Origin of the sequence: Oceanimonas aquatica (assembly GCF_030732065.1) — a bacterium.
Lineage (GTDB): Bacteria > Pseudomonadota > Gammaproteobacteria > Enterobacterales > Aeromonadaceae > Oceanimonas.
Genome location: NZ_JAVBHX010000004.1, coordinates 230,959 through 257,209 on the forward strand (window position 1 = coordinate 230,959; position 26,251 = coordinate 257,209).

The window sequence follows — 26,251 nt, forward strand, 5'->3', positions numbered from 1 at the left end:
TTATGGGAGTTAACGCCTACCAAGCAATCAACAGGATTTTCCATGCGAATGACCACGTCTGAGTTACGCAACGCGTTTCTCGAGTATTTCCGCCAGCAAGGACACCAGGTGGTGGCGTCCAGCTCGCTGGTGCCTCACAACGACCCGACCCTGCTGTTTACCAATGCCGGCATGAACCAGTTCAAGGATCTGTTCCTGGGCCTGGAGCAGCGGGCCTACAACCGGGCCGTCAGCTCCCAGCGTTGCGTGCGTGCCGGCGGCAAGCACAACGATCTGGAAAACGTGGGTTACACCGCCCGTCACCACACCTTCTTTGAAATGCTGGGCAACTTCAGCTTTGGTGACTACTTCAAGCAGGATGCCATTCGCTTCGCCTGGGAATTCCTGACCGACGTGGTCAAGCTGCCCAAGGACAAGCTGTGGGTCACCGTCTACGAGACCGACGACGAAGCCTTTGGTATCTGGTCCCAGCAAATTGGTGTGCCGGTAGATCGCATCGTGCGTATCGGCGACAACAAGGGCGCCCAGTACGCCTCCGACAACTTCTGGACCATGGGCGACACCGGCCCCTGCGGCCCCTGTACCGAGATCTTCTACGATCACGGCGAGCACATCTGGGGTGGTCCTCCCGGCAGCCCGGAAGAAGACGGCGACCGCTACATTGAAATCTGGAACCTGGTGTTCATGCAGTTCAACCGTCATGCCGACGGCACCATGGAGCCGTTGCCCAAGCCCTCGGTGGATACCGGCATGGGCCTGGAGCGTATCGCCACCATTTTGCAGGGCGTGCACTCCAACTATGAAATCGACCTGTTCCAGGCATTGATCAAGGCCGCCGCCGAGGCCGTGGGCACCACCGATCTTGACAACAAGTCGCTGCGGGTGATTGCCGACCACATTCGTTCCTGCTCCTTCCTGATTGCCGATGGCGTGATGCCGTCCAACGAGGGCCGGGGCTACGTGCTGCGCCGTATCATTCGCCGGGCCGTGCGCCACGGCCGCAAGCTGGGTGCCGACAAGACCTTCTTCCACACCCTGGTAGGGGCTCTTTGCGAGCAGATGGGCGAGGCCTATCCCGAGCTCAATACCCAGCGCCCCATTATCGAGAAGGTGCTGCGGCTGGAAGAAGAGCAGTTTGCCCGCACCCTGGGCCGGGGCCTGCAACTGCTGGAAGACGCCATTAATGAGCTGGGCGACAGCACTGTGCTGTCCGGCGACGTGGTGTTCAAGCTGTATGATACCTACGGTTTTCCGGCGGATCTGACCGCCGACGTGCTGCGGGATCGGGACCTCAGCATCGACGAGGCCGGCTTTGAAACCCTGATGCAGCAGCAGCGGGAGCGGGCCAAGGAAGCCTCCAACTTTGGTGTGGATTACACCAAGGCCATCAAGGTGGACGGCGAAACCGCCTTTACCGGCTACGAGCACCTGGCCCAGCCGGGCAAGGTGACGGGTCTGTTCAAGGATGGCGAGCCGGTGAATGCCCTGATTGCCGGTGAAGAGGGCGCCGTGGTGCTCGACACCACGCCGTTTTACGCCGAGTCTGGCGGCCAGGTGGGCGATGCGGGCGTCATCCGCATGGACGACGGCCTGTTTGTGGTGAAAGACACGCAAAAAGCCGGCAACGGCATTCTGCACCTGGGCTACCTGGAGCTGGGCACCCTGGAAGTGGGCGAAAGCGTGTCTGCCGCGGTCGACGGTGCCCGTCGTCAGGCCACCGCTCTCAACCACTCGGTGACCCACTTGCTGCATGCCAGCCTGCGCAAGCTGCTGGGTGACCATGTGACCCAGAAGGGCTCACTGGTCGAGCCGGAGCGGCTGCGCTTCGACTTCTCCCACCTGGAGGCCATGAGCGCCCAGGAACTGCGGGAAGTGGAAGACATGGTCAACCGCGATATTCGCGCCAACCTGCCGGTGTCCACGCAGCTGATGGATCTGGAAGGGGCAAAACAGGCCGGTGCCACCGCCCTGTTCGGCGAGAAGTACGATGAAAACGAAGTACGGGTTGTGGCCATGGGCGAAGTGTCCACCGAGCTGTGTGGCGGTACCCATGTCAGCCGCACCGGTGACATCGGTCTGTTCAAGATCCTGTCCGAAAGCGGTATCGCCGCCGGCGTGCGCCGTATCGAGGCGGTGACCGGCGAAGCGGCCTTGGCTTACCTGCATCAGCTCGACCACGAAATCGGCCAGGCCGCCAGCCTGGTGAAGGGTGATACCTTCTCGGTATCGGCCAAGGTGCGTCAGGTGCTGGATCGCAGCCGTCAGCTGGAAAAGGAAATCGAGCAGCTCAAGGGCAAGCTGGCGGCTCAGGCCGGCGCTTCTCTGCTGGAGCAGGTGGTCGACATCAACGGCAACAAGGTGCTGGTGGCCAACCTGGAAGGGGTGGATGCCAAGTCCCTGCGCGGTACCCTGGACGATCTCAAGTCCAAGCTGCAGTCCGGCGTGGTGGTGCTGGGCACCGTCAGCGGCGACAAAGTCAGCCTGATTGCCGGCGTCACCAAGGATCTTACCGGCAAGGTCAAGGCCGGCGAGCTGGTCAACATGGTGGCCCAGCAGGTGGGTGGCAAGGGCGGTGGTCGCCCCGACATGGCTCAGGCCGGCGGCAGCGAGCCGGCGGCACTGCCGGCGGCGCTGGACTCGGTCAAGTCTTGGCTGAACGAGCGTCTGTAACCCGGCAGGCCTGACCAGGCCGTCTATAATTTGAATCGGCAGCCATACGCCGAACAGTAAAAGAGGCCTGTCATCGACAGGCCTCTTGATTTTGATGTCGTATTACCCCATTTCATGCCATGGGAAGGCTGGGTTTTTCGTCGTCTTTAGCGGATAATGAACAAAATATTTCACTAATACATTGCCATTACAGGAGCAGCCATATGCTGATTTTGACTCGTCGAGTAGGGGAAACCCTGATGATCGGTGACGAAGTAACCGTAACCGTGCTGGGCGTCAAGGGTAACCAGGTGCGCATTGGTGTGAATGCACCAAAAGAAGTGTCCGTACACCGTGAAGAAATCTACATGCGGATACAGGCGGAGAAGGGTACCGGCGACGACAGCCAGTATTAATTAGCGGGTTTATGGGGTGTTTTTTATTCATTTTGCCGGATTTTGATGCTAAATGCTTAAAGTCTGTTCGAACGAAAAAAACAGGTCGGAAAAGTGTTTGACTTATTTTGGCCCGGCGGTAATATACGCCCCGCAAACACGGTGAGGTGGCCGAGAGGCTGAAGGCGCTCCCCTGCTAAGGGAGTATGCGGCTTATACCCGCATCGAGGGTTCGAATCCCTCCTTCACCGCCATTTTTGCAGCGCATCCGTAGCTCAGCTGGATAGAGTACTCGGCTACGAACCGAGCGGTCGGAGGTTCGAATCCTCCCGGATGCGCCATTTTTAAAAAGCGTTTTTCAGAAAAGCATCCGTAGCTCAGCTGGATAGAGTACTCGGCTACGAACCGAGCGGTCGGAGGTTCGAATCCTCCCGGATGCGCCATCTGAAAATTAACGCACACAACTTTGCATCCGTAGCTCAGCTGGATAGAGTACTCGGCTACGAACCGAGCGGTCGGAGGTTCGAATCCTCCCGGATGCGCCATTTAAAAAAAGCCGGCCTTGTGCCGGCTTTTTGCTTTTCCGCAGAGCACCCCCTGCTCGCCTTTTTGTATATCACCACGTCTTTTTTCGTATACAACTTTCAATATGCTTCGTCACAAGGTCTTTTTCGGCGTTTTATTACCCGCTACGAGCGTGATCCAGCCATCGAAAATCAACTTGTTTTAGGATCATTACAACAATTTTAATAATGCGGCGTTGCCAGTACCAAGCCGCTCTGGATATGCTCGTGCCCCTGGACAACCACAGCAAGGACAATGCTGATGAACAACCTTTCTGCACAACTGCTGGAGGCGGCCAGCCTGATGGGGCTGGGCATGGCCTTCGTGTTTGCCTTTCTGTCACTGGCCATTGTGGCCGTTACCCTGCTGGCCCGCTTTGCGGGCGAAGCAGCACCGGTGCCTGCCGCCCAGGCCGCTGCACCAGCCAGTGAGCACGGGCCCGGCCCGCAGACGCTGGCCGTCATCTCTGCCGCCATTGCGCAATACAAAAAAAATCACAAGCACTGAGCGGCATAACACGGAAACCCTGAAACGGAACTTGAACGGAGCCTTGAACCATGACTCAACCCCTCGCCATTACCGACGTGGTGCTGCGTGACGCGCACCAATCCCTGCTGGCCACCCGCCTGCGCCTGGAAGACATGCTGCCCATTGCCGAAAAGCTCGATGCTATCGGTTACTGGTCGCTGGAAACCTGGGGCGGCGCCACTTTTGACGCTTGCATCCGTTACCTGGGCGAAGACCCCTGGGAGCGGCTGCGTGCCCTGAAAAAGGCCATGCCCAATACCCGCCAGCAAATGCTGCTGCGAGGTCAGAACCTGCTGGGCTACCGCCATTACGCCGACGATCTGGTGTTCAAGTTCGTGGAGCGGGCCCGCGCCAACGGCATGGACGTATTCCGTATCTTTGATGCCATGAACGATGTGCGCAACCTGCAGAGCGCCATCAAGGCCACGGTGGAAATGGGTGGTCATGCCCAGGGCACCATCTCCTACACCACCTCGCCGGTTCACACCCTGGACACCTGGGTAGATATGGCCAAGCGGTTGCAGGATCTCGGCTGTCACTCCATCTGCATCAAGGACATGTCGGGCCTGCTCAAGCCCTACGAGGCGGAGACCCTGATCAAGCGCATCAAGGCCGAAGTGTCGCTGCCGCTGGCGCTGCACTGCCATGCCACCACCGGCCTCAGTCTGCCGACCCACATGAAGGCCATCGACGCCGGCATCGATATTCTCGATACTGCCGTGTCTTCCATGAGCATGACCTACGGCCATTCCCCCACCGAAACCGTGGTGGCCATGGTGCAGGACAGTGAGCGCGACACCGGCCTGGATCTGACCAGGCTGGAAGAAATCGCCGCCTACTTCCGCGAAGTACGGAAGAAGTACGCCAAATTCGAAGGCAGCCTCAAGGGCGTGGACTCCCGCATTCTGCTGGCCCAGGTACCCGGTGGCATGCTCACCAACATGGAAAGCCAGTTGAAAGAGCAGGGCGCCGCCGATCGCATGGACGAGGTGCTGGAAGAGATCCCGCGGGTGCGGGAAGATCTGGGCTTTATTCCGCTGGTGACCCCCACCTCCCAGATTGTGGGCACCCAAGCGGTGATCAACGTGCTCACCGGCGAGCGCTACAAGACCATCACCAAGGAAACCGCCGGCATCCTCAAGGGCGAATATGGCGCCGCGCCGGCCCCGGTGAATGCCGAGCTGCAGGCCCGGGTGCTGGACGGTGGCGAAGCCATTACCTGCCGCCCCGCCGACAAGCTCACTGACGAGCTCGTGCGCCTGACCGGCGAGTTTCAGGCGCTGGCCAAGGAAGAAAAGCTGCGGGTGGCCACCGACGAGGTGGACGATGTGCTCACCTATGCGCTGTTCCCGCAAATCGGCCTCAAGTTCCTGCGCAACCGCGACAACCCGGAGGCCTTTGAGCCGGCCCCGGGCACCGAGCCGGCCCCGGCTGCTTCTGCGCCCGCCAGCGCCCCTGCGGGCGCCCCCGAGACCTATGCGGTCAAGGTGGACGGCCGCGTATATGAAGTGGAAGTGGGCCCGTCGGGCAGCATCAGTGCCGTTCAGGAAGCGGGCGCTGCGGCACCTGCGCCTGCTGCCCCGGCGCCTGCAGCGGCAGCCCCGGCCGGCAGTGGCGAGCCGGTAAGTGCTCCGCTGGCGGGCAACATCTTCAAGATACTGGCCAAAAAAGGCAGCCGAGTGGCCGCCGGTGAGGTACTGCTGATCATGGAAGCCATGAAGATGGAAACCGAGGTGCGTGCCGCCCGGGACGGTCAGGTGGTGGACGTGCTGGTGAAGGAAGGCGATGCCGTGTCCGTGGGCGATGCCCTGGTCAGTCTGGCATAAGGAGCGCGGAATGGACTCTCTGTTAACACTGTGGCAGGAAACCGGCATCGCCAACTTCCACTGGAAGCAACTGGTGATGATTGCGGTGGGACTGCTGCTGTTGTACCTGGCCATCGCCCGGGGCTTTGAGCCCCTGCTGCTGCTGCCCATCGGCTTTGGTGGTGTGCTGGCCAATATTCCCAATGCCGGCATGGCCGATCCCGGCGGCCTGCTCTACTACGTCTATGAAGTGGGCATCGGCAGCGGGGTGTTTCCCTTGCTGATCTTCATGGGGGTGGGGGCCATGACCGATTTCGGGGCGCTGATCGCCAACCCCAAGACCCTGTTGCTGGGGGCGGCGGCTCAGTTTGGCATTTTTGCCACCCTGTTTGGTGCCATTGCCCTGAATGCGCTGCCCGGGTTTGACTTCAGCCTGGCGGACGCCTCGGCCATCGCCATTATCGGCGGCGCCGACGGCCCCACCGCCATCTTCCTGGCATCGCGGCTGGCGCCGGATCTGCTGGGGGCCATCGCCGTGGCGGCCTATTCCTACATGGCGCTGGTGCCGATCATTCAGCCGCCCATTATGAAGCTGCTGACCACGCCGGAAGAGCGGGCCATCAAGATGGACCAGCTGCGCCATGTGAGCCGTCGGGAAAAGGTGATCTTTCCGCTGATGATCCTCACCCTGACGCTGCTGTTCCTGCCATCGGCTGTGCCCCTGGTGGGCATGTTCTGCCTGGGCAACCTGATGAAGGAGTCGGGCGTGGTGGACCGGCTGTCGAAAACCGCACAGAACGAGCTGATCAACGTGGTCACCATCTTTCTGGGACTGGCGGTGGGCTCCAAGCTGTCGGCGGACAAGTTCCTGACCCTGGACACCCTCGGCATTCTGGCTCTGGGCGCGGTGGCCTTTTCCATCGGCACCGCCACCGGCGTGTTGATGGCCAAGCTGATGAGCCGCCTGACCGGTGGCAAGGTCAACCCGCTGATCGGCGCCGCCGGCGTGTCGGCGGTGCCCATGGCCGCCCGAGTGGTGAACAAGGTGGGTCTGGAAGCCAACCATCAGAACTTCCTGCTGATGCACGCCATGGGGCCCAACGTGGCCGGCGTGCTCGGCTCGGCGGTTGCCGCCGGTGTGCTGCTGGCACTGGTGGGCTGAGTCTTTTTATCCTTGTATAGCAAGGCGCCTGCGGGCGCCTTTTTTTGTATGAGCGTCCCGGGAACAGGGGCTGGAAATGAGGATTGCCACGAACCAGATTCTATATGCTGTCCTTCCCGCGCAGGCTGCCAGCCTGCATCAGTGCCGAGAGGCGCTCAATGACCCGGGTTGCCGCTTTGCGCCAAATGGCGGGCAGGCTGCCCGCGCTCCACCAAGGTCGCCTACAAAAAAGGGCTGCCCATGGGCAGCCCTTTGATACAGAGAATGAAAACTATCAGGCCAGGTCTTCCAGACCCACAATCAGCCAGGGGGAGTTGGCCTGGGTCAGATCCCGCTCCAGGTGCCAGATTTCATTGATGTCCTGCTCCACGTTTTCCGCGCTGTCGCGGTAGCGGCCGCTGAACTTCAGGCTCACCTGGGCCTGGTAGGAAGTGTGGTCGGCACGCACCAGCTCGGCGTCCACGAACATCACCTCGGTGTGCTGATCACCGCTCAGGGTGGCACGCTCCCGGCTCAGCTCGGCAAACAGCTCCGGCGACAGGTATTCACGCATTTTTTCCAGGTTGTTCTGGTTCCAGGCTTCCTGCAGGGTGCGGTAATGCTCGCGGGAGCCCTGTAAAAAGGCCTGCATGTCAAAGCCGGGAGGCAGGTTGAACGGCACATCGGTGGCGCCAAAACCGCCGGTGGCACCGGTTGCGGCCGGGGCTGCCGGCGGCGCTTCAAAACGCTGGGGGCCGTTGTAGGCGGGCTGGGCGGCCTGAGCCTTGCTTCGGCGCAGGGCGCGGAACAGCATGACGGCGCCAAAGGCCAGGCCGGCGATCAGCAGAAAGTCCATGAACTGAAAGCCTTCAAAGGCGCCGGAGCCGAGCAGGGCGGCGAACAGGCCGCCGGCCAGCAGGCCACCCAGAATGCCGCCCATCAGGCCGGATTTTTTGGACTGGGGCTGGGTCTGGCTGGTGTTGTTGCGGTTGATGTTTTGCTGGGTTGGCTGCGCCGGCGCGGTCTTGAAAGACTTGCCGATGGAGCGGCTGCCACCGCCCATCTTGCGGGCTTCGGCATCAAAGGCGGTGGTGGTCAGACCCACCGCAAAGATCAGGGTAAACAGGGCAAGCAGTTTGCGCATGGTGGTTTCCTTGATTAACGGACTGGCAACATCCTAAAGCAGCGACATGTTATGTCAACTGCCGTTTTGTTATTCAGTGGCGCGCCCGTGAACCTACAGACAACTTTGAACCTTTCCGTACCGGCCAAAAATTCCGATAATGACGTTTTGGTCAATCAGCGAGAGTTCCGATGACAGACAAGACCGCCAACCGGTCCGATCAGGCCGTGGCCCAGCTAAAAATGCCGCCCCACTCCTTTGAAGCGGAGCAGTCCGTGCTGGGCGGCCTGCTGCTGGACAACAACGCCTGGGACCGGGTCGCGGAGAAGGTCTCGGATGCCGACTTTTACAGCCGGCCCCACCGGCTGGTGTTTCAGGCCATGCAGCGGCTCAGCCAGACCGGCAGCCCCATCGATCTGATCACGGTACAGGAAGAGCTGGAGCGCCATGAGGCGCTGGAAACCGTGGGCGGTTTCTCCTACCTGGTGGAAGTGGCCAAGAACACCCCCAGTGCCGCCAACATCGGCGCCTATGCCGATATCGTGCGGGAGCGGGCGGTGGTGCGTGAAATGATCGCGGTGGCCAACGAGATTGCCGAGGCCGGTTTCGACCCTCAGGGGCGCAACTCATCCGATCTGCTGGATCTGGCCGAAAGCCGGGTATTCAAGATTGCCGAGAGCCGCACCAGTGCCAATGAAGGCCCTCAGCCGCTGCGTAACCTGCTCGAAAAGACCATAGATCGCATAGAGGATTTATTTAAAAATCCTCATCAGGGCATTACCGGTGTCTCTACTGGATACAATGATCTAGATAAAAAAACTGCAGGGCTGCAATCTTCCGATCTGATTATAGTGGCGGCCAGACCCTCTATGGGTAAAACCACTTTTGCAATGAATCTTTGTGAGCACGCTGCACTAACAAATGACAAACCAGTGCTCATATTCTCCTTGGAAATGCCATCTGAGCAGATTATTATGCGGATGCTTGCTTCCCTGGGGAGAATCGATCAAACCCGCATTCGAACCGGGCAACTGGATGATGAAGACTGGGGCAGGTTGTCGTCCACCATGGGCATGTTGCTGGAAAAGGGTCAGCTCTATATTGACGACTCCTCCGGCCTGACCCCCACCGAAGTGCGTTCCCGGGCCCGGCGTGTGGCCCGTGAGCACGGCGGCGTCAGCATGATCATGATCGACTACCTGCAACTGATGACGGTACCCAGTCTGGCCGACAACCGGACCCTGGAGATCGCCGAGATCTCCCGCTCGCTCAAGGCCCTGGCCAAGGAGCTGGAAGTGCCCGTGGTGGCACTGTCCCAGCTGAACCGAAGCCTGGAACAGCGGGCCGACAAGCGCCCGGTAAACTCGGACCTGCGGGAATCCGGCTCCATCGAGCAGGATGCCGACCTCATCATGTTTATCTATCGGGACGAGGTCTATCACGAAGACAGCCCCGATAAAGGCATCGCTGAAATCATCATCGGCAAGCAACGTAACGGACCCATAGGCAAGGTGCGGCTGACGTTTCAGGGACAGTTTTCCCGCTTCGACAACTACGCCGGACCGGATTTCGATGATGATTATTAAGGAGCGAAAATGGATGCACGGGGAGCGGTGGCCCGCATCAGTCTGGAGGCGATTCGGCACAACCTGAAGGTGGCCAGGCAAACGGCGCCCACGGCCAAAGCCATGGCCGTGGTCAAGGCCAATGCCTATGGTCACGGTGATCTCACCGTGGCGGCGGCGCTGGAGCGCGACGCCGACATGTTTGCGGTGGCCCGCTTTGAAGAGGCCCAGCGTCTGCGTGCCGGCGGCATTCAGCTGCCCATTCTGCTGCTGGAAGGCTTTTTTAACCTGGAGCAGCTGCACTACGCTGCCCGCCACGACTTTCACCTGTGCATTCACAGCCATGCCCAGCTCGACGCCCTCGAGCAGACTCCCCTTGCCGCCCCAGTCACCGTCTGGGTCAAAATCGACTCGGGCATGCACAGGGTCGGTTTTGCTCCGGAAGAAGCCGAGGGCGTGTTTGCCCGTCTGGCCCACCTGCCCGGTGTGATCCAGCCCCTGAACGCCATGACCCACTTCGCCCGCGCCGACGAGCCGGATCAGCGTGCCATTACCGAGGCGCAGATTGCGGCCTTCAAGGCCGCCACCGAGGGCAGGGTGGGCGCCACCGCCTTGTGCAATTCTGCCGGTGTGCTGGCGTTTCCCGACGCTCATGCCGACTACATTCGTCCCGGTGTCATGCTCTATGGCATCACGCCCTTTGGCGAGCAGCAGGGCACCGACTTCGGTCTGCGTCCGGCGATGAACTTTACCTCCACCCTGATTGCGGTGCGCGAGCACAAGGCCGGCGAGCCGGTGGGCTACGCCGGCAGCTGGGTCAGCCCGAGAGACACCCGCATCGGGGTGATTGCCGTGGGGTACGGCGACGGCTATCCGCGCATGGCGCCGGCGGGCACGCCGGTGCTGGTAAACGGCCGCCGAGTACCACTGGCGGGCCGGGTGTCCATGGACATGGCTACGGTGGATCTGGGGCCGGATGCCACCGACAGGGTGGGTGATGAAGTCATTCTGTGGGGCGACGGCCTGGCGGCGGAAGAAGTGGCCCGCCATGTGGGCACCATCGCCTACGAGCTGGTCACCCGCATGACCGCCCGGCCCAGACTGGAATACGTCGATTAAGTCTTCGGCGTGAAGAAAGGCCCTGTTGTTCGCAACAGGGCCTTTTTGATTTACGCCTCACGCCATTGCGCTGCTGGTTGCCGGCTGCGAAACCAGCCCAGCAGCAACAGGGCGGGAATGTTCATCACAATGCCGTACAGCAGCGCCATCAGGGCCAGCTCGCCGGAATTGAGCTGGGTGTAGGCCACCACAATGGCGATGGCGGCGTTTTGAATGCCGGTTTCAAAGGCCAGGCTGCGACAACCGGTTTCGGTGCAGCCGGCCAGACGTGCCAGCCCGTAGCCGGCGGTCAGGGCCGTGGTGCACAATAGCAGCATGGCCAACGCCGCCAGGCTGAACAGGGAAGGCAAGTCTTCACGATGACGGGCTACCAGCACCAGGAGCAGCAGCAGAAACATCAGGCTCACGGTTCTTTTCAGCCGCGGCTGATGGCGTTTTGCCCAGGCGCACCAGCGCCGGCGTACCGCCATGCCGACCAACACGGGAACGATACAGATCAACGCCAGTTGGGCCATGGCCGGCCCCAGTGGCAGGGCCAGGCTGGCGTTGTGCTGGCCGAGCCAGCCCAGTTGCAGCATCACCACCACCGGCATCCACAGGGGGGCCAGCAGGCCGACCAGGGCGGTGAGGCTCACCGAAAGGGCGGTGTCGCCGTCGGCCAGAAAACTGAACAGGTTGGAGGTGGCGCCACCGGGGGCGGCGGTGATCAGTACCAGGGCGGCGGCCACCAGCGGCGGCAGTGCCAGCAGCCAAATCAGCCCCCAGGCCAGCAACGGCAGCAGCAACCATTGCAGTGCCAGCCCCAGCAGCAGCGGGCGAGGGCGGCGCAGAAGGCGAGTGAAGTGGGTGGCTTCCAGGGTCATGCCCATGACCAGGGTCATCAGTGCCAGCATGAATGGCAGTAACAGATTGATCAGTGGTTCGACCATGGTCCTGTTCCGTGCGTAAAAGCCGGCATACTAGCACGGTGGTGCCGCACGACACTGATCGGGGTCACTGTTTCAGGCTGATACGCTGTTCGAACTCGTGTTCAGCCGGGTTCCACTTGAGGTAATACCAGGGGTTGTCGGTTTGCCAGACCGGAAAGGTCAGCTCGATTTCATTGTCTTCATAGCGATACAGCGAGGTGCTGAGATTGACTTCGCTGGCCAGAAAAAAGCCGACCAGCAGTAACAGCAGCAGTTTGATCAGTGCGCCCATCGTTGCGTCCATGTGTTGATGGCTGTGCCATAAGCATATCAGCTGCCGGCGGTTTCGCCCTGACAGCGGCGGCACTGGCCGTGGGCCTCGATGGACTGGCTGGTGATGGCAAAGCCGTGCAGCTCGGCCTGGTGCTCAAAAGCGCGGTTGATGGCCTCATCGTGCAGTTCGATGACCTCGCCGCACTGAGTGCAGATGAGCAATTGCATGGGATGATGTTCGGCGAAGTGATCGCAGAATAAAAAGGCATTCAGAGACTCCACCTTGTGCACAAACCCCTGGGCCAGCAAAAAGTCCAGCGCCCGGTATACGGTGGGCGGCTTGGCGCTGGGCTCCAGCTCCTTGAGCTTGTCCAGCAACTCGTAGGCGCTGACCGCCCCCTTGTGACCGGCCATCAGTGCAAACACATGACGACGGGTAGGGGTAAAGCGCACGCCGCGCTGCTCGCACAGCCGCTCGGCACGTTCAAGTTGTTGTGATATGGACATAAATCAGGCTCATCGCTAGGGCTTCTGGGCGCATTCTACCACAGCAGTCCGCCCCTTCCTGCGTTCGGGGTTGGGTCTGTGAGCGGGCTTGGGTATAATGCGCGCCCTGTTGTTCAAAAAGTCATCACGCTCATGAGTCATTACCCCAGCGCCCGTTTCTCCGTTGCCCCCATGCTCGACTGGACCGACCGCCATTGCCGCTATTTTCACCGGCTGATGAGCCGTCATGCCCAGCTGTATACCGAAATGGTCACCACCGGGGCCATTATTCACGGCAAGGGCGATTACCTGGCCTACAACGAGGAAGAGCACCCGCTGGTGCTGCAGCTGGGCGGCAATGATCCCGAGGCTCTGGCTCACTGCGCGGTGCTGGCCGAACAGCGCGGGTATGACGAGATCAATCTGAACGTGGGCTGCCCGTCGGATCGGGTACAAAACGGCCTGTTCGGTGCCTGCCTGATGGCTGAGCCGCAAAAAGTGGCCGAGGGCGTGGCGGCCATGAAGGCGGCGGTGTCCATTCCGGTGACGGTGAAAACCCGCATTGGCATCGACGAGCAGGACAGCTACGAATTTCTGTGCACCCTGGTGGACAGCGTGGCCGAAGCCGGCATCGATGCGCTGATCGTGCACGCCCGCAAGGCCTGGCTGCAGGGGCTCAGCCCGAAGGAAAACCGGGAAATTCCGACGCTGGATTACGACCGGGTCTACCAGCTGAAGCGGGATTACGCCGGGCTGACCATCGCCGTGAACGGTGGCATCAAGACCCTGGAAGAGGCCGGAGCTCATCTTCAGCATCTGGATGGCGTTATGCTGGGCCGCGAGGCGTATCAGAACCCCTATCTGCTGGCGCGGGTGGATGCCGAGCTGTTTGGTGATGAGCGTGAGGTACCGAGCCGCCATCAGGTGATCCGCAATCTGCTGCCCTATATCGAGCGGGAGCTCACTCAGGGCACCTATCTCGGCAATATTACCCGTCATACCCTGGGGATTTTTCAGGGCATGCCGGGGGCCCGGGCCTGGCGCCGGCACTTGAGTGAAAACGCCCACAAGCGCGGCGCCGGCCCCGAGGTGGTGGAGGCCGCCATGGCCCGGGTACCGGAGGAAAGTGTCGTCTATAGTTAAATCATCCCCTGACGCCGAGGAGGTTGATTCATGACACACACGCTTGCCGAAGAGTTTCCCGAGCATGCCGACCACATTACCGCGCTCAAGCTGAACGATGAGGAATTTGCCCGTCTTGCCCGGGAATACCACAAGGTGAATCACGAAATTGAAGGCCTTGAAGCCTGTAACATGCCGATCTCCGACACCGAGTTTGAAAGTCTTAAACTGCGACGACTCGAGTTAAAGGAGCAGATCTATAACGGGTGGCTCAACGGCTGGGGCTGAAGCACATGATGAAAAGAGCAATGGTATCGCCATTGCTCTTTTGATTGTTAAGGGCTATCAATTCAAGTTATTCAAACGATTTACACTTTGGTTATGGCCGGGTCATACTGAGTCCAGTTTCAAACCGTTAATACAAGGACTCAAACCATGATGACCAACAAAACCGGCCAGCGTGTACCCCAGGTTACCTTTCGCACCCGCCATCAGGATCAGTGGATGGATGTCACCAGCGATGAGCTGTTCAGTGGCAAAACCGTGGTGGTGTTTTCCCTGCCCGGCGCCTTTACTCCCACCTGTTCTTCCACCCATTTGCCCCGCTACAACGAGCTGGCGCCGGTGCTGTTTGAAAACGGCGTTGACGACATTATCTGCATGAGCGTGAACGACACCTTTGTGATGAACGCCTGGCTGGCGGATCAGGAAGCCGAGCATATTCGCGTCATTCCCGATGGCAACGGTGAGTTCACCGAGGGCATGGGCATGCTGGTAGACAAGCGCGAGCTGGGCTTTGGCCAGCGCTCCTGGCGCTATTCCATGCTGGTGAAGGATGGCGTGATTGAACAGATGTTTATCGAGCCCGAAAAGCCCGGCGACCCCTTTGAAGTGTCCGATGCCGACACCATGCTGGCGCATATCAATCCGGACGCGGCCAAGCCTTCGGCCATCACCCTGTTCAGCAAGCCTGGCTGCCCTTACTGCGCCCGTGCCAAGCAGATGCTGCTGGAGCGCAATATGCGCTATGAGGAAGTAATCGTCGGCCAGGACGCCACCAGCATCAGCCTGAAGGCGGTGTCCGGTCGCAGCACGGTACCCCAGGTGTTTATCGACGGTCGTCATATCGGCGGCAGCGACGACCTGGCCGCCCATCTGGGCTGATCCTTTCCATTTTCACCAAAATCGGGGATCATGCCGGTAAAGGAATGAATAACCATGGTGAACAGGTGAATTTACGGGATCTTGAATACCTGGTGGCGCTCGCCGAAGAGCGCCACTTTCGCAAGGCGGCGGAGAAATGTTACGTCAGTCAGCCCACCCTCAGCGGCCAGCTGCGCAAGCTGGAAGACGAGCTGGGCGTATTGCTGATGGAGCGCACTTCCCGCAAGGTGCTGTTTACCCCGGCGGGGGACGCCATTACCAATCAGGCCCGGCGGGTGCTGGCCGCCACCAAGGAGCTGCGCGACATTGCCCGCACCTTTACCGAGCCCATGTCGGGGGAGCTGCATATCGGGCTGATTCCCACGGTTGGTCCTTATCTGTTGCCGCACATCATTCCGGCGCTGAAACAGCACTTTCCCGAGCTGCACATCTTTCTTTACGAGGCCCAGACCCAGGTATTGCTCAAGCAGCTGGCGGACGGCGAGCTCGACTGTCTGATCCTGGCCCAGCTCGACAACATGGATAACTTCGGCGCTCTGCCGTTGTATGACGAAGCCATGCTGCTGGCGGTGCCCGTTACTCACGAGTGGGCCGGACGGAAGCAGATACGCCTCGATGAGCTCAAGGGCGAAAAGCTGCTGATGCTGGAAGACGGTCACTGCCTGAGGGATCAGGCCATGGGCTTTTGTTTTGCCGCCGGTATCGGCGAAGACAGCCATTTCAAGGCCACCAGCCTGGAAACCCTGCGCAACATGGTGGCGGCGGGATCGGGGCTGACCCTGATCCCTCAGCTGGCGGTGGGGGAGCGTAATGGGGATACCGGCGTGCATTACCTCAGGGTGACCGATCCCCGGCCCAGCCGTACCATTGCCCTGCTGCACCGGGCTCACTCGGTGCGCCGGCCCTGTTTTAACGAAATGGCCCGGGTGATCAGCACCCTGCTGAACGAGCGATTGCCATAAAAAAGGCGCTGCCCATGCAGCGCCTTTTTGTAGCTGTGCGCACCGTTTAAAACAGCTCGTCGGTGACGCTGGTGCCGCCAAATTGCTGATGGCTGTCGGGGCGGCTGTAGCGGCGGGGCTCACTGCCCTTCACGAAGTATTCGGTGCGGCCCTTGCCATTGCTCAGCAGACCGGTGCTGGTGTCGATGGTGGCGGTCACCAGTTCACCGGGCAGGGGGCGTTCACGCTCCGGAAAGTGCGACAGCGCCACCTTCATGTAATCGGCCCAGATCGGCAGTGCCGTGCTGCCGCCGAACTCGCCGCCGGCCACCTGATCCCGGCCCAGATTGGGGTTGTAGGCGGTGCGGCCCAGGGGCCGGCCAAAGTCGTCGAAGCCCACCCAGGCGGTGGCGACCCGGTCCGGCGTAAAGCCCGAGAACCAGGCATCCCGCGAGTCATTGGTGGTGCCTGTCTTGCCGGCGATGTCGCTGCGGCCCAGGGCGCGACCGGCGCGCCAGCCGGTGCCGTTCCAGCGGCGCTCACCGCTGACGCCGCCCTGAATGGCCGAGCCCAGCGCCGAGCTGATGAGGTAGGCATTTTCCTCGCTGATAATGCGCTGTTGCTCGGGCGCGGCCCGGTACAGCACCACGCCCTGGGCATCCTCGATGCGCTCTACCAGAAAGGGCGAGATCTTGTTGCCGCCATTGGCAAAGGTGGCGTAGCCGGTGGCCATTTGCAGCGGCGTGGCCGAGGGGGAGCCCAGCGCCAGGCTTTCGGTGGCGGGAATACGGTGAGTATCAAAACCGAAGTCGTTCAGCCGCTGCATGGCGTTGGCAATGCCGCTGTCGCGCAGCAGGCGAATGGACACCACGTTCTTGGAACGGGCCAGGGCCTCACGAACCCGAATGGGGCCGTCATACACATTGGGCGAATTGCGCGGCTTCCAGGCGTTGCCGCTGCCCGCATCCCAGTGATTGATGGGCGCGTCGTTCACCAGGCTGGCCAGGGTAAAGCCGTGATCCAGGGCGGTGGAATAGATAAAGGGCTTGATGTTGGAGCCCATCTGGCGCTCGGCCTGATTCACCCGGTTGAACTTGTTGAGGGTAAAGTTAAAGCCCCCCACCAGGGCGGTGACGGCACCGCTGGTCGGCTCCAGCGCCACCAGGGCGCCGTTGATATCGGGCTGCTGGCTCAGCATCCAGCCGTCATGGTGAGGGCGCACCCATACCTGTTCACCGGCCTTGAGAATATCCGCGGCCCGCTTGGGCGCCTTGCCCTGGCGGTTGTCGGCAATGTAAGCGCGAGCCCACTTGAGGCCATCCCAGCCCAGCTCGGCCTGACCCTTGTCCTTGATCAATACGGTGGCACTGCGTTCTGATACCTTGGTCACCACCGCCGGTTCCAGCGGCCAGTAAGCGGGCTGCTCGTCCAGATGCTGTTCAATTTGCTCGGTGCTCCAGGCCTCGTCGCCCTGCCACAGGGTGGCTACCGGGCCCCGGTAGCCGTGGCGCAAATCGTAGGCCAGCAGGCCGTTCACCAGCGCCTGGTTGGCGGCCTGCTGCTCGTCGGCGTGGACAGTGGTGTAGATGTTCAGGCCACGGGTATAGGCTTCGTCACCAAACATGGACACCGCAAACTGGTGAGCCATTTCCGCCAGGTAGGGGGCGCTCAGGGTAATTTCGGCGCCGTGGTAGCGGGTGCGTACCGGCGCGGCCATGGCCTCGTCATACTGGCCTTGAGTGATTTTGCCGGTGTCCAGCATACGACCCAGTACCACCGCCCGGCGTTCGCCGGCCCGGCGCGGGTTGCTGATGGGGTTAAGGGTGGACGGCGCCTTGGGCAGGCCGGCGATCATCGCCATTTCCGCCAGGCTCAGATCGGCCAGCTCCTTGCCGTAATACACCTGGGCGGCCGCCCCCACGCCATGGGCGCGGTGGCCCAGGGGAATTTTATTGAGGTAAAGCTCAAGGATCTCGTCCTTGCTCAGTTGACTTTCGATGTGCAAAGCCAGAACAATCTCTTTCACCTTGCGCACTATGGTTTTTTCCCGGCTGAGGAAAAAGTTGCGGGCTACCTGCTGGGTAATGGTACTGGCGCCCTGGCGTTTTTCCCCCGTGGTCAGCCACACCATGGCGGCGCGGGCAATGCCCACCGGGTCGATGCCGGGGTGCTCGTAAAAGCGGGCATCCTCGGTGGCAAGAAAGGCATCGATAAGCGGTAACGGCATTTGGTCGATGGTGACCGGCGTGCGGCGTTGCTCCCCGTATTGGGAGATCAGTTCGCCATCCTGGCTGTAGATGCGCATGGGCGTTTCCAGACGCACGTCCTTAAGGCTGGAAACATCCGGCAGATCGGCGCTGATTTGCTGGTAAAGAACAAAAAGTGCAACCATGCCGGACAGGCCGAGAAAAAAGGCCAGGGCAAACAGGCGAACGAGCCATTTGAGCATGTAATAAAACCCGGTAAATCATTTTTTAACCAATTGGCCGGCAAGTATATCCTGTGAGCGGCGTCATGTTCGAGCGCTTTTGGTTTTATTTTATTAAATGTCTATAAGTACAAATGAGTCTGTCTAAGCTTACAGACGCCAACAAAAACAACTACATGGATGCTTATGTTTAGCCTGACCGGAAAACGGGATGTGCAGTGGATGGTGGGGGTGGACTTTGGCACCGGCAGCCTCAAGGCGGTGGTGCTCAAGGGGCAAAGGGAGCGCATGCAACTGGCTGCCATGGCCAGTGTGCCCACGCCCGCCAACAGTATCATCGACCATCAGCTGCAGGACATTGAAGCGGTGGGCGAGGCGCTGAAACAGTTGCGGCGCCAGCTTGGCAGCCGCATCGACAGGGTGGCCACGGCGGTCACCGGCAGCAGCGTGACCACCAAGATCATCGCCTTGCCCCGGGGCCTGAGCGACGACGATCTGGAAAACCAGGTCATGCTGGAAGCCGGCCAGCACATTCCTTTTCCGCTGGAAGAGATCAGCCTCGACTTTGAACGCCTGGGCCCCAGTCAGGCGCGTCCCGACCGGGAAAACATTCTGCTCAGCGCCGCCCGTACCGACAGTATTTCCACGCGCCTGGCGGCGCTGCAGCTGGCCGGCTGGGAAGCCGGCGTGGTCGACATAGGCGTGCACGCCGTTGCCCGTGCCGCCCAGGCCCTGCTGCAGGCGGAGCAGGCCGACGTGGGCCTGCTGGCGCTGGCCGATATTGGTGCCGAGTGCCTGACCTTTGGGGTCATGGAGCAGGGGGAAGTCATTCACAGCCGCCTGCAGAACTTCGGCGGCGCCCATTTCACTCGGGAGCTCAGCCAGTTGTCGGGCATACCGGAAACCCAGGCCGACGCCGCCAAGCTGGAACACACCTTGCCAGAGCCGCTGCTGGATGAGGCTAGCCAGCGTCACATTACCGCCATTCTCCAGCACATTCGCCGCAACCTGCAAATCTTTCAGAGCAGCTCCGGCAGCCAGCCGCCCCAGGCGCTGTTTTTAAGTGGCGGTGGCAGCCAGCTGGCCCAGCTGGCGCCGGTGCTGGAGCAGGAGCTGGCCATGCCGGTGTTTGTGCCCCGGTTTGAGCGGCTGCTGGGCGGCGATGAGCGGCAATATGCCGGGGCGGCGGCCTACACCACCGCACTGGGGCTGGCACTGAGGAGTTTTTCACCATGTCAAATATAAACCTGCTGCCCTGGCGGGAAGGACTCAAGGGCCGGCAGAAAAAACGCTTTATGATATTGCTGTCGGTGGCGGTGGCCGTCACCGCCGTGATCATGCTGCTGGTGAACCTGCGCATCGGCCAGCTGGTGGCGCACCAGCAGGAGCGCAACCGTTTTCTGCAGGTGGAAACCGTCAGGCTGGATCAGGTGCTGGGGGAAATCAGCGCCATTCGTCAGCAGCGGGAACAACTGCTGGAGCGCATGCGGCTGATCGACCAGTTGCAGCACAGACGCGCCTTTTCGGTGCGGTTGTTCAACCAGATGCCGGGGCTGGTGCCTCCCGGTGTGTACCTGAGCTCACTTAATGTGGCCCGGGAGCGCATTGAACTGGTGGGCAAGACCGAAGCCTATCCGCGGGTGGCCAGCATGCTGCGCAGCATGGAAGCCAGCCGCTGGCTGACCGAGCCCCGCCTTGGCTCCATTTACGCATCCGACAGTCAACCCATCGCCCTCAGTCAGTTTTCCATGAGCGTGAAGGTGGCCGCAGACAGGGGGCAGCCATGAACTGGCAAGAGCTGAACGAACTCGATTTTGACAATATCGGCCAGTGGCCCAAACCCGCCAAGGTGGCCACAGTGGTGATACTGTGCGCCCTGCTCGCCGGGCTGATGGGGCAGTTTTTGATCCGCGACAGCCTGGCGCGGCTGGAGCGGGCGCAGGCTCAGGAGGCCGGGCTCAAGGCGACCTTTGAAACCAAGGCCCGCCAGGCGGCGGCCCTGCCGGCCTACGAGCAGCAGATGAAAACATTGCAGGCCCGGCTGGAAAACGAGCTGCGCAAGCTGCCCAACCAGCTGGAGATCGCCGGCCTGCTGGATGACATCAGTTTTATCGCCACCGACAACGGCCTGCGTATTGAGCGCATCAACTGGGAGGCGGAGCAGCCGGGCGAATTTTCCACCGAGCTGCCCATGCGAATTATCGTCGGCGGCGATTATCATCAGCTGGGCCGGTTTGTGGCCGACGTGGCCGCGCTGCCGCGTATCGTGATCCTCGACAGTTTCAGCCTCAGCAACAAGAGCGGTGACCAGCTCGCCATGAGCATGCTGGCCAAAACCTACAAATACAACGAGCAGGGGGGCCGATGAGACTCACCCTTGCCATGTTGCTGGTACTGGGCCTGAGCGCCTGCTCCGAAGAAGAAGATCTGCGCCGTTATGTGGCCGAGGTGCGTTCCCGTCCGGCGGCGGCGCCGGAACCCATGCCCGAGGTCAATGAATACGTGCCCGAGGCGTATGTGCCGGTGAGTGAACGCAGCCCCTTTGTGGCCCCCCGGCCGGAAAGTGCCGCCAGCCGCGGACAGGCGCCGCGGGACTGCGAACAGCCCGATATGCAGCGGGAAAAGCAGCCCTTGGAGTCCCATTCCCTCAATAATCTCGCCATGCGGGGCAGCCTGCAGAATGCCGGTGAAATGCGGGCGCTGGTGGTGTTGCGGAATGGAGAAACCCACCTGGTGGCGCCGGGAGACCGGCTGGGGCTGAACCACGGCGAGGTGACCGCCATCAGCGCGGAACGGATCACCCTGAAAGAATACGTGTCCGATGGCCGGGGCTGCTGGACTCAGCGGGAAACAACGCTGGCGCTGGCCGGCGAACCACAATGACTCAAACAACATCATTATTTTTGCAGGGAGTGCGCATCATGGGAAAAACGACCGCCGCGCGGTTGAGGGTCTGTCTGCTTGCGGCCCTGGCCTGGCTGAGCGCCTGGCCGGCGCTGGCTGCCAGTCTGGAGCAGTTTCGGGTCAATCCGCTGGCCGGCGAACAACTGGTGCTGGAAATGGAGTTTGACCAGCCGCCGGCGGTGACCGAGCGGCTCACTCAGGATCCGGTTAGTCTGGTGCTGCGCCTGCCCGGCGCCAGCTCGGCACTGCTGGAAAACCGCATTCCCATCGAACGCCAGGGCATTTCCACCATTGAGGTGCGTCGTGCCGGAGCGGCGCTGGAGGTGGTGATCCCCATGAGCCGGGTGCAGCCCTACCGGGTACGCCAGGAAGGCAAGCTGCTGCAGGTGCTGCTGGGGGCGGGGGTTTCCGCCACCTCGGGGGCCGGCAAGCCGCTGCCGCCGGGGGCCATTAACGGCATTGCCGGCATAGACTTTCGCCGGGGCGCCGAGGGTCAGGCGCAGGTGGTGATCGCCCTCGACCGGGCCGCGGCGGCGGTGGATCTGCAAAAGCGTGGCCAGCGGCTGGAGGCCAGCTTTCACAATACCCATATTCCCGATCTGCTGCTGAAAACCTACGATGTCACCGACTTCGCCACTCTGGCCAATCGCATTCACACGCGCCGGGAGCGGGAAAACGTGGTGATCACGGTGGAAGCGGACGGTGAGTTTGTTTACCAGTACGATCAGCGCGGCCGCGAGTTTGTCATTGAGCTGGCCCGGCCGGCGCGGGCGGTCAGCGCCAGTCGTCCCGGCAAGCGTTACGGTGGCAAGCCCATCTCAATGAATTTTCAGGATATTCCGGTGCGCACCGCGCTGCAGCTGATCGCCGACTTCAATAACTTCAACCTGGTCACCACCGACTCGGTGCAGGGCAACCTGACCCTGCGCCTGGACGGCGTGCCCTGGGAGCAGGCCCTCGACACCATTTTGCAGGTGCGCGGCCTCGACAAGCGGCTGGACGGCAATATTCTGCTGGTGGCGCCGGCGGCGGAGCTGGCCCAGCAGGAGCAGCAGCAACTGGAAAACCGTCAGGCCAAGGAAGTGCTGGCACCGCTTGAAACCGAGTTTTTGCAGGTCAACTACGCCAAGGCGGTGGACGTGGTGGCGTTGCTCACCAACGAAAGCACCCGGCTGCTGTCGGAACGTGGCGCCATTGCGGTGGACGACAGAACCAACATACTGGTGATCAAGGACACTCGGGAAAACATCGAAAACATTCGTCGCATGCTGTCGCTGCTGGATATTCCCATCAAGCAGGTGGTGATCGAGGCGCGCATGGTGACCATCAACGAGGGCTTTGAAGAAGCCTTTGGGGTCAACTGGGAATACCGCAACGACACCAGTGGTGAGCATAACAGCACCGAAGGTAATTTAAACGTTAACCTGCCCATCACCAGTACCGGTGGCTCCATCGGGCTGCAGATTGCCAAGCTGTCGGACGGCACCATTCTCGATCTGGAGCTGGCGGCACTGGAGCGGGAAAACCGCGGCGAGATCATCGCCAGCCCCCGGGTCACCACCTCCAATCAGAAGCCGGCGCTGATCGAGCAGGGGGCCCAGGTGCCTTACTCCAGCTCATCGGGCGAGGGCGGTACCGAAGTGCAGTTTCAGGACGCGGTGCTGAGCCTCAAGGTGACGCCCCAGATCACCCCCGACAACCGGGTGGTGCTGGATCTGACCGTGACTCAGGACTCCATTGGCGAGGAAGTGCCCCAGGCTACCGGGGGAGTGGCCGTGGCCATCGATACCCAGTCGATCACCACCCAGGTGCTGGTGAACGACGGCGAAACCCTGGTGCTGGGGGGGATCTTTCAGCAGGTGCAGTCCCGCACCGTGACCAAGGTGCCGCTGCTGGGGGATATTCCGGTGGTGGGACGCCTGTTCAAGAGCACTTCCGATACCAACCGCAAGCGGGAATTGATTATCTTCGTCACCCCCCGTATCGTGCACGACAGCGCCTGATAACTGGCCCCCAATTTTCGAGCCGGCGGCGTGCTCCTTGCCAGCCGCCGGCTCAGTTGCGATAATCCGGCGTCCAGTTTCAGAAAATCAAGGTTAGGTTCATCGTCGACCCCGCGGTGTTCGTGGGGCGCATTTGTTTGTGAGAATTTCGTGCAACATGGCTGAGAAACGCAATATCTTCCTAGTGGGACCTATGGGTGCGGGCAAGAGCACCATTGGCAAATACCTGGCACAACAACTCCATATGGAGTTCTACGACTCCGATCATGAGATCGAGCGCCGCACCGGTGCCGATATCAGCTGGGTGTTTGATGTCGAAGGCGAAGAAGGCTTCCGCCAACGCGAAGAAAAGGTAATTAATGAGCTGAGCGAGATGCAGGGCATCGTGCTCGCCACCGGCGGTGGCTCGGTCAAGAGCCGGGAAAGCCGCAACCGGCTGTCGGCCCGGGGCATAGTGGTGTACTTGGAAACCACGGTGGAAAAACAGCTGGCACGGGTGCAGAAAGACAAGCGCCGTCCGCTGCTGCAGACCGAAGAAGCGCCGCGGGACGTGCTCGAGCGCCTCGCCCATGAGCGCAACGAGCTCTATCGTGAAGTGGCCGACTATGTCGTGCGTACCGACGAGCAGAGCGCCAAGCTGGTGGCCAACCAGATCGTTGAACTGATCGGCCTGTAAGCCGGGAGAAGCTCCATGGAAAGGTTAACCGTCAATCTGGCTGAGCGCAGCTATCCCATTCTGATTGCCGACGGCCTGATGGCCGACGGCGCCCTGCTGAAGGGCGCCATCAAAGGCAAAAAGGTACTGGTGCTCACCAATGAGGTGGTGGCGCCCTTGTATCTTGAACGGCTGCTGGCGGCGCTGGCCCCCTTGAATGTCGACAGCCTGGTGCTGCCCGACGGCGAGCAGTTCAAAACCCTGGACACCTTTAATCAGGTGATGGGCAAGCTGCTGGAAAGCGGTCACGGCCGCGATACCACCCTGGTGGCCCTCGGCGGCGGCGTGATCGGTGACCTCACCGGCTTTGCCGCTGCCTGCTACCAGCGCGGCGTGCCTTTTATTCAGGTGCCCACCACGCTGTTGGCCCAGGTCGACTCCTCGGTGGGCGGCAAGACGGCTGTCAACCATCCTCTTGGCAAGAACATGATCGGCGCCTTTTACCAGCCGGAACTGGTGTTAATTGACACCGTTTGTCTGCAAACCCTGCCCGAACGGGAGTTTGCCGCCGGCATGGCCGAGGTGATCAAGTACGGCATTATCTGGGACGCCGACTTCTTTGCCTGGCTGGAAGACAAGCTGCCGCGGCTGCAACAGCTCGATACCGAGGCGCTGTCCTATGCCATTCGCCGCTGTTGCGAAATCAAGGCCGAAATGGTGGCCTGTGACGAGCGCGAGCACGGCGTGCGTGCCCTGCTTAACCTGGGGCATACCTTTGGTCACGCCATTGAAGCCGAGATGGGTTATGGCAACTGGCTGCACGGTGAGGCGGTGGCCGCCGGCACCATGCAGGCCTGCCATACCGCCCGGCTGCGCGGTGACATGACCGAGGCCGAGGTGGCCCGGGTCGAGGCCTTGCTGTCCCGGGCTCACCTGCCGGTGGCCGGCCCTGCCGGCATGACGCTTGACCAGTACCTGCCGCACATGCTGCGTGACAAAAAGGTGCTGGCCGGCAAGCTGCGGCTGGTGCTGCCACAAGGCATTGGCCGGGCACAGGTTGTCGACGACGTCACCGAAGCCCAGCTGGCACACGTGCTGGATTAAGGGCGGCGTAGCGTGACCGTCGAGGCCCTGCCTACCCTTTCTTCCCAACAGCAGTTGCTGGAGCGGCTGCTGCACCTGTTTCGGCTCGATCACGAGCTGGTGTTGCTGAGTGGCCCGAAGGGCGCCGGCAAAAGCACCCTGGCCAGCCTGCTGGCCCGGCACAGCGAGCTGCTGACGCCTGTGGTACTTGATGCCCGTCTGATCACCAGTCAGGCCACCTTTCGCGAAGCGCTGCTGGAGCAGTGGTTTGCCGGGGCTGTGTTCGATGCCGATGATCCACTGCTCGATTCCATGTCCCGGCTGCTGCCGGCGGCGCCGGCCCGGCGTCTGCTGGTGGTGGACAATGCTCAGTGGCTGACCGACCCTCAACTGCAGGAGCTGGCCGAACTGTGTCTGGGCCTGCCGGCGGAGCAGCGGCCCTTTATGGCGCTGCTGGGTCTGCCGTCCTGGGCCGGGGGCGTACGGGGGCTGTTGCGCAGCTACCCCGAGCTGCCGGTGGTAGAGCTTGAAGTTCCCGAGCTGAGTGAGGAAGATAAACGGCAACTGTGCCTTTATTCCGGGGTGGAGCCGGCGGCGGAACTGCTGGAACGGCTGCATTACCCGGGTGATCTGGCGGCCAGTATGGAGTCGAGCATGAGAACCCCGCAATACCGGCAATGGCTTGAAAACAAATCGGTCAAGATCCTGCTTACCGGGCTGATCCTGCTCGGCCTGGCGGCGCTGGTCGCCCTGCTGGTGGGCAAACCGGAGCCCGCCCCCGAGGTGGTCCAGCCGTTTCAGGCCGAATCCCTGCCCGAGGCTCCGGCGCAACCCCTCACCCTGGCTCCGGAAGCCCCGGCAACCGAAGCTGAACCTCAGGCCGAGCCACTGGTGAGTGACTGGCCGGCGGAGCCCCTGCCCGAAGAGCCTCAGGTGGCCACGCAAGTGGCGGAGTCTCCCGACGACAGCAGCAGGGAGCGGGTGATCATTGAAGACGAGGTGGTGAGCGAGCTGTTGCGCCGTGACGGCAGCGCCCGATCCGGGCAGACGGCGGAGCGCGCCTCGGCGCCGGCTCAGTCGGCGGCACTGAAACAACAGCCGGCAGACCATTACACCCTGCAACTGATGGCCAGCCGGGATCAGAGCGCCCTGAACCAGCTGGTGTCCCGCCACCGGCTGTCGCCGGCCTGGGTGTATACCCGTACCCTTAACGGCCAGCCCTGGTATGTGCTGGTACACGGTGATTTTGCCACCGCCGAGCAGGCGCGGCGCGCCATTGGTTCGCTGCCCGGTGAGCTGCGTGCCGCCAAGCCCTGGCCCAAGCCGTTTGGCCAGGTGCAAAAAGAAGCCGGCCCGTAGCCATGAGCGCGGCATGGGGTTACAATGCGCGCCCCT

The 26,251-nt window shown here is 61.5% G+C and carries 24 protein-coding genes and 4 tRNA genes; 23 read left to right on the top strand and 5 right to left on the bottom strand.

All coding sequences use genetic code 11. The features are described from left to right. The first annotated feature begins 42 nt into the window (after positions 1 to 42). The 9 genes from alaS to Q9290_RS07940 all read left to right on the top strand — a co-directional run bounded on the left by alaS (position 43) and on the right by Q9290_RS07940 (position 7,103). Positions 43 to 2,670: an alanine--tRNA ligase gene (gene alaS / locus Q9290_RS07900; protein WP_306079094.1), complete on the top strand. Its 2,628-nt coding sequence runs from the start codon at positions 43 to 45 to the stop codon at positions 2,668 to 2,670. Positions 2,671 to 2,873: 203 nt separating this feature from the next. Beyond that, positions 2,874 to 3,065, top strand: a complete 192-nt coding sequence (gene csrA, locus Q9290_RS07905) for a carbon storage regulator CsrA (protein WP_019933193.1) — start codon at positions 2,874 to 2,876, stop codon at positions 3,063 to 3,065. Positions 3,066 to 3,205: 140 nt separating this feature from the next. Next, a tRNA-Ser gene (locus Q9290_RS07910) sits at positions 3,206 to 3,298 on the top strand. A 10-nt stretch (positions 3,299 to 3,308) separates the two neighbouring features. Beyond that, positions 3,309 to 3,385: transfer RNA gene (locus Q9290_RS07915), tRNA-Arg, on the top strand. 25 nt (positions 3,386 to 3,410) lie between these two features. Beyond that, positions 3,411 to 3,487 (top strand) — tRNA-Arg (locus tag Q9290_RS07920). A gap of 25 nt (positions 3,488 to 3,512) precedes the next feature. After that, positions 3,513 to 3,589: transfer RNA gene (locus Q9290_RS07925), tRNA-Arg, on the top strand. Positions 3,590 to 3,869: 280 nt separating this feature from the next. Then, positions 3,870 to 4,115: an OadG family protein gene (locus Q9290_RS07930; protein ID WP_306079095.1), complete on the top strand. Its 246-nt coding sequence runs from the start codon at positions 3,870 to 3,872 to the stop codon at positions 4,113 to 4,115. A gap of 50 nt (positions 4,116 to 4,165) precedes the next feature. Continuing rightward, a complete protein-coding gene (oadA, locus tag Q9290_RS07935) occupies positions 4,166 to 5,962 on the top strand; it encodes a sodium-extruding oxaloacetate decarboxylase subunit alpha (RefSeq protein ID WP_306079096.1) in 1,797 nt (598 codons plus the stop codon). Between the two features lie 10 nt (positions 5,963 to 5,972). Continuing rightward, complete coding sequence (locus Q9290_RS07940) at positions 5,973 to 7,103, top strand: sodium ion-translocating decarboxylase subunit beta (protein ID WP_306079097.1); 1,131 nt, start codon at positions 5,973 to 5,975, stop codon at positions 7,101 to 7,103. Positions 7,104 to 7,377: 274 nt separating this feature from the next. On the opposite strand, the gene Q9290_RS07945 is transcribed toward Q9290_RS07940, so the two are convergent. Then, a complete protein-coding gene (locus Q9290_RS07945; RefSeq protein WP_306079098.1) occupies positions 7,378 to 8,226 on the bottom strand; it encodes a Tim44 domain-containing protein in 849 nt (282 codons plus the stop codon). A gap of 170 nt (positions 8,227 to 8,396) precedes the next feature. Between Q9290_RS07945 and dnaB the strand changes: the two genes are divergently transcribed. Both dnaB and alr read left to right on the top strand, forming a co-directional pair. Then, positions 8,397 to 9,791 carry a replicative DNA helicase gene (dnaB, locus tag Q9290_RS07950; protein WP_306079099.1) on the top strand — a complete coding sequence of 465 codons (1,395 nt, stop codon included), beginning with the start codon at positions 8,397 to 8,399 and terminating at the stop codon, positions 9,789 to 9,791. A 9-nt stretch (positions 9,792 to 9,800) separates the two neighbouring features. Continuing rightward, positions 9,801 to 10,889 (top strand): alanine racemase, encoded by a 1,089-nt coding sequence (alr, locus tag Q9290_RS07955; RefSeq protein ID WP_306079100.1) that lies wholly within the window; start codon positions 9,801 to 9,803, stop codon positions 10,887 to 10,889. Positions 10,890 to 10,939: 50 nt separating this feature from the next. Here alr and Q9290_RS07960 read toward each other — a convergent pair whose 3' ends face one another. The 3 genes from Q9290_RS07960 to zur form a co-directional block, all read right to left on the bottom strand. Continuing rightward, positions 10,940 to 11,818, bottom strand: coding sequence for a bile acid:sodium symporter family protein (locus tag Q9290_RS07960; protein ID WP_306079101.1), 879 nt, complete (start codon positions 11,816 to 11,818; stop codon positions 10,940 to 10,942). A gap of 64 nt (positions 11,819 to 11,882) precedes the next feature. Beyond that, positions 11,883 to 12,089 carry a hypothetical protein gene (locus Q9290_RS07965; protein ID WP_306079102.1) on the bottom strand — a complete coding sequence of 69 codons (207 nt, stop codon included), beginning with the start codon at positions 12,087 to 12,089 and terminating at the stop codon, positions 11,883 to 11,885. Between the two features lie 38 nt (positions 12,090 to 12,127). Further along, entirely contained in the window at positions 12,128 to 12,577 is a 450-nt protein-coding gene (gene zur / locus Q9290_RS07970) for a zinc uptake transcriptional repressor Zur (RefSeq protein WP_306079103.1), read from the bottom strand. Positions 12,578 to 12,709: 132 nt separating this feature from the next. On the opposite strand from zur, the gene dusA reads away from it, so the two are divergent. From dusA to oxyR, 4 genes are all read left to right on the top strand, one after another. Continuing rightward, positions 12,710 to 13,699, top strand: a complete 990-nt coding sequence (gene dusA, locus Q9290_RS07975; protein ID WP_306079104.1) for a tRNA dihydrouridine(20/20a) synthase DusA — start codon at positions 12,710 to 12,712, stop codon at positions 13,697 to 13,699. Positions 13,700 to 13,729: 30 nt separating this feature from the next. Beyond that, on the top strand, positions 13,730 to 13,966 hold the full coding sequence (locus Q9290_RS07980; RefSeq protein WP_306079105.1) for a YdcH family protein: 237 nt from the start codon (positions 13,730 to 13,732) through the stop codon (positions 13,964 to 13,966). Positions 13,967 to 14,113: 147 nt separating this feature from the next. Then, on the top strand, positions 14,114 to 14,842 hold the full coding sequence (locus Q9290_RS07985) for a glutathione peroxidase (RefSeq protein ID WP_306079106.1): 729 nt from the start codon (positions 14,114 to 14,116) through the stop codon (positions 14,840 to 14,842). 65 nt (positions 14,843 to 14,907) lie between these two features. After that, entirely contained in the window at positions 14,908 to 15,804 is an 897-nt protein-coding gene (oxyR, locus tag Q9290_RS07990; protein ID WP_306079170.1) for a DNA-binding transcriptional regulator OxyR, read from the top strand. A 46-nt stretch (positions 15,805 to 15,850) separates the two neighbouring features. Here the strand turns inward: oxyR and Q9290_RS07995 are convergent, their stop codons facing one another. Next, complete coding sequence (locus tag Q9290_RS07995; RefSeq protein WP_306079107.1) at positions 15,851 to 18,232, bottom strand: penicillin-binding protein 1A; 2,382 nt, start codon at positions 18,230 to 18,232, stop codon at positions 15,851 to 15,853. Positions 18,233 to 18,397: 165 nt separating this feature from the next. On the opposite strand from Q9290_RS07995, the gene pilM reads away from it, so the two are divergent. The 8 genes from pilM to Q9290_RS08035 all read left to right on the top strand — a co-directional run bounded on the left by pilM (position 18,398) and on the right by Q9290_RS08035 (position 26,215). Continuing rightward, positions 18,398 to 19,456 (top strand): type IV pilus assembly protein PilM, encoded by a 1,059-nt coding sequence (gene pilM / locus Q9290_RS08000; protein WP_306079108.1) that lies wholly within the window; start codon positions 18,398 to 18,400, stop codon positions 19,454 to 19,456. Further along, positions 19,444 to 19,998 (top strand): PilN domain-containing protein, encoded by a 555-nt coding sequence (locus Q9290_RS08005; protein WP_306079109.1) that lies wholly within the window; start codon positions 19,444 to 19,446, stop codon positions 19,996 to 19,998. The genes pilM and Q9290_RS08005 overlap by 13 nt, the downstream gene beginning before the upstream one ends. Then, entirely contained in the window at positions 19,995 to 20,579 is a 585-nt protein-coding gene (locus Q9290_RS08010) for a type IV pilus inner membrane component PilO (RefSeq protein ID WP_306079110.1), read from the top strand. Before Q9290_RS08005 ends, Q9290_RS08010 begins: the two co-directional genes overlap by 4 nt. After that, positions 20,576 to 21,094 (top strand): pilus assembly protein PilP, encoded by a 519-nt coding sequence (locus Q9290_RS08015; RefSeq protein ID WP_306079111.1) that lies wholly within the window; start codon positions 20,576 to 20,578, stop codon positions 21,092 to 21,094. Before Q9290_RS08010 ends, Q9290_RS08015 begins: the two co-directional genes overlap by 4 nt. Before the next feature lie 38 nt (positions 21,095 to 21,132). Next, positions 21,133 to 23,118, top strand: coding sequence for a type IV pilus secretin PilQ (locus Q9290_RS08020; protein ID WP_306079112.1), 1,986 nt, complete (start codon positions 21,133 to 21,135; stop codon positions 23,116 to 23,118). Between the two features lie 157 nt (positions 23,119 to 23,275). Beyond that, positions 23,276 to 23,794, top strand: coding sequence for a shikimate kinase AroK (gene aroK / locus Q9290_RS08025; protein WP_306079113.1), 519 nt, complete (start codon positions 23,276 to 23,278; stop codon positions 23,792 to 23,794). A gap of 15 nt (positions 23,795 to 23,809) precedes the next feature. Then, positions 23,810 to 24,877 (top strand): 3-dehydroquinate synthase, encoded by a 1,068-nt coding sequence (gene aroB / locus Q9290_RS08030; RefSeq protein ID WP_306079114.1) that lies wholly within the window; start codon positions 23,810 to 23,812, stop codon positions 24,875 to 24,877. Positions 24,878 to 24,889: 12 nt separating this feature from the next. Beyond that, positions 24,890 to 26,215, top strand: coding sequence for an AAA family ATPase (locus Q9290_RS08035; protein ID WP_306079116.1), 1,326 nt, complete (start codon positions 24,890 to 24,892; stop codon positions 26,213 to 26,215). Positions 26,216 to 26,251 lie beyond the last annotated feature (36 nt).

What these genes read in the sequence shown, in the direction of transcription:
- pilM (WP_306079108.1), top strand. Translation starts at nt 18,398, where the DNA reads ATGTTTAGCCTGACCGGAAAACGGGATGTGCAGTGGATGGTGGGGGTG.
- Q9290_RS07945 (WP_306079098.1), bottom strand. Translation starts at nt 8,226, where the DNA reads ATGCGCAAACTGCTTGCCCTGTTTACCCTGATCTTTGCGGTGGGTCTG.
- Q9290_RS08010 (WP_306079110.1), top strand. Translation starts at nt 19,995, where the DNA reads ATGAACTGGCAAGAGCTGAACGAACTCGATTTTGACAATATCGGCCAG.
- Q9290_RS07965 (WP_306079102.1), bottom strand. Translation starts at nt 12,089, where the DNA reads ATGGGCGCACTGATCAAACTGCTGCTGTTACTGCTGGTCGGCTTTTTT.
- aroB (WP_306079114.1), top strand. Translation starts at nt 23,810, where the DNA reads ATGGAAAGGTTAACCGTCAATCTGGCTGAGCGCAGCTATCCCATTCTG.
- csrA (WP_019933193.1), top strand. Translation starts at nt 2,874, where the DNA reads ATGCTGATTTTGACTCGTCGAGTAGGGGAAACCCTGATGATCGGTGAC.
- Q9290_RS07940 (WP_306079097.1), top strand. Translation starts at nt 5,973, where the DNA reads ATGGACTCTCTGTTAACACTGTGGCAGGAAACCGGCATCGCCAACTTC.
- alaS (WP_306079094.1), top strand. Translation starts at nt 43, where the DNA reads ATGCGAATGACCACGTCTGAGTTACGCAACGCGTTTCTCGAGTATTTC.
- oadA (WP_306079096.1), top strand. Translation starts at nt 4,166, where the DNA reads ATGACTCAACCCCTCGCCATTACCGACGTGGTGCTGCGTGACGCGCAC.
- dnaB (WP_306079099.1), top strand. Translation starts at nt 8,397, where the DNA reads ATGACAGACAAGACCGCCAACCGGTCCGATCAGGCCGTGGCCCAGCTA.
- aroK (WP_306079113.1), top strand. Translation starts at nt 23,276, where the DNA reads ATGGCTGAGAAACGCAATATCTTCCTAGTGGGACCTATGGGTGCGGGC.
- Q9290_RS07985 (WP_306079106.1), top strand. Translation starts at nt 14,114, where the DNA reads ATGATGACCAACAAAACCGGCCAGCGTGTACCCCAGGTTACCTTTCGC.
- zur (WP_306079103.1), bottom strand. Translation starts at nt 12,577, where the DNA reads ATGTCCATATCACAACAACTTGAACGTGCCGAGCGGCTGTGCGAGCAG.
- Q9290_RS07960 (WP_306079101.1), bottom strand. Translation starts at nt 11,818, where the DNA reads ATGGTCGAACCACTGATCAATCTGTTACTGCCATTCATGCTGGCACTG.
- dusA (WP_306079104.1), top strand. Translation starts at nt 12,710, where the DNA reads ATGAGTCATTACCCCAGCGCCCGTTTCTCCGTTGCCCCCATGCTCGAC.
- alr (WP_306079100.1), top strand. Translation starts at nt 9,801, where the DNA reads ATGGATGCACGGGGAGCGGTGGCCCGCATCAGTCTGGAGGCGATTCGG.
- Q9290_RS07930 (WP_306079095.1), top strand. Translation starts at nt 3,870, where the DNA reads ATGAACAACCTTTCTGCACAACTGCTGGAGGCGGCCAGCCTGATGGGG.
- Q9290_RS08005 (WP_306079109.1), top strand. Translation starts at nt 19,444, where the DNA reads ATGTCAAATATAAACCTGCTGCCCTGGCGGGAAGGACTCAAGGGCCGG.
- Q9290_RS08020 (WP_306079112.1), top strand. Translation starts at nt 21,133, where the DNA reads ATGGGAAAAACGACCGCCGCGCGGTTGAGGGTCTGTCTGCTTGCGGCC.
- Q9290_RS07995 (WP_306079107.1), bottom strand. Translation starts at nt 18,232, where the DNA reads ATGCTCAAATGGCTCGTTCGCCTGTTTGCCCTGGCCTTTTTTCTCGGC.
- Q9290_RS08015 (WP_306079111.1), top strand. Translation starts at nt 20,576, where the DNA reads ATGAGACTCACCCTTGCCATGTTGCTGGTACTGGGCCTGAGCGCCTGC.
- Q9290_RS07980 (WP_306079105.1), top strand. Translation starts at nt 13,730, where the DNA reads ATGACACACACGCTTGCCGAAGAGTTTCCCGAGCATGCCGACCACATT.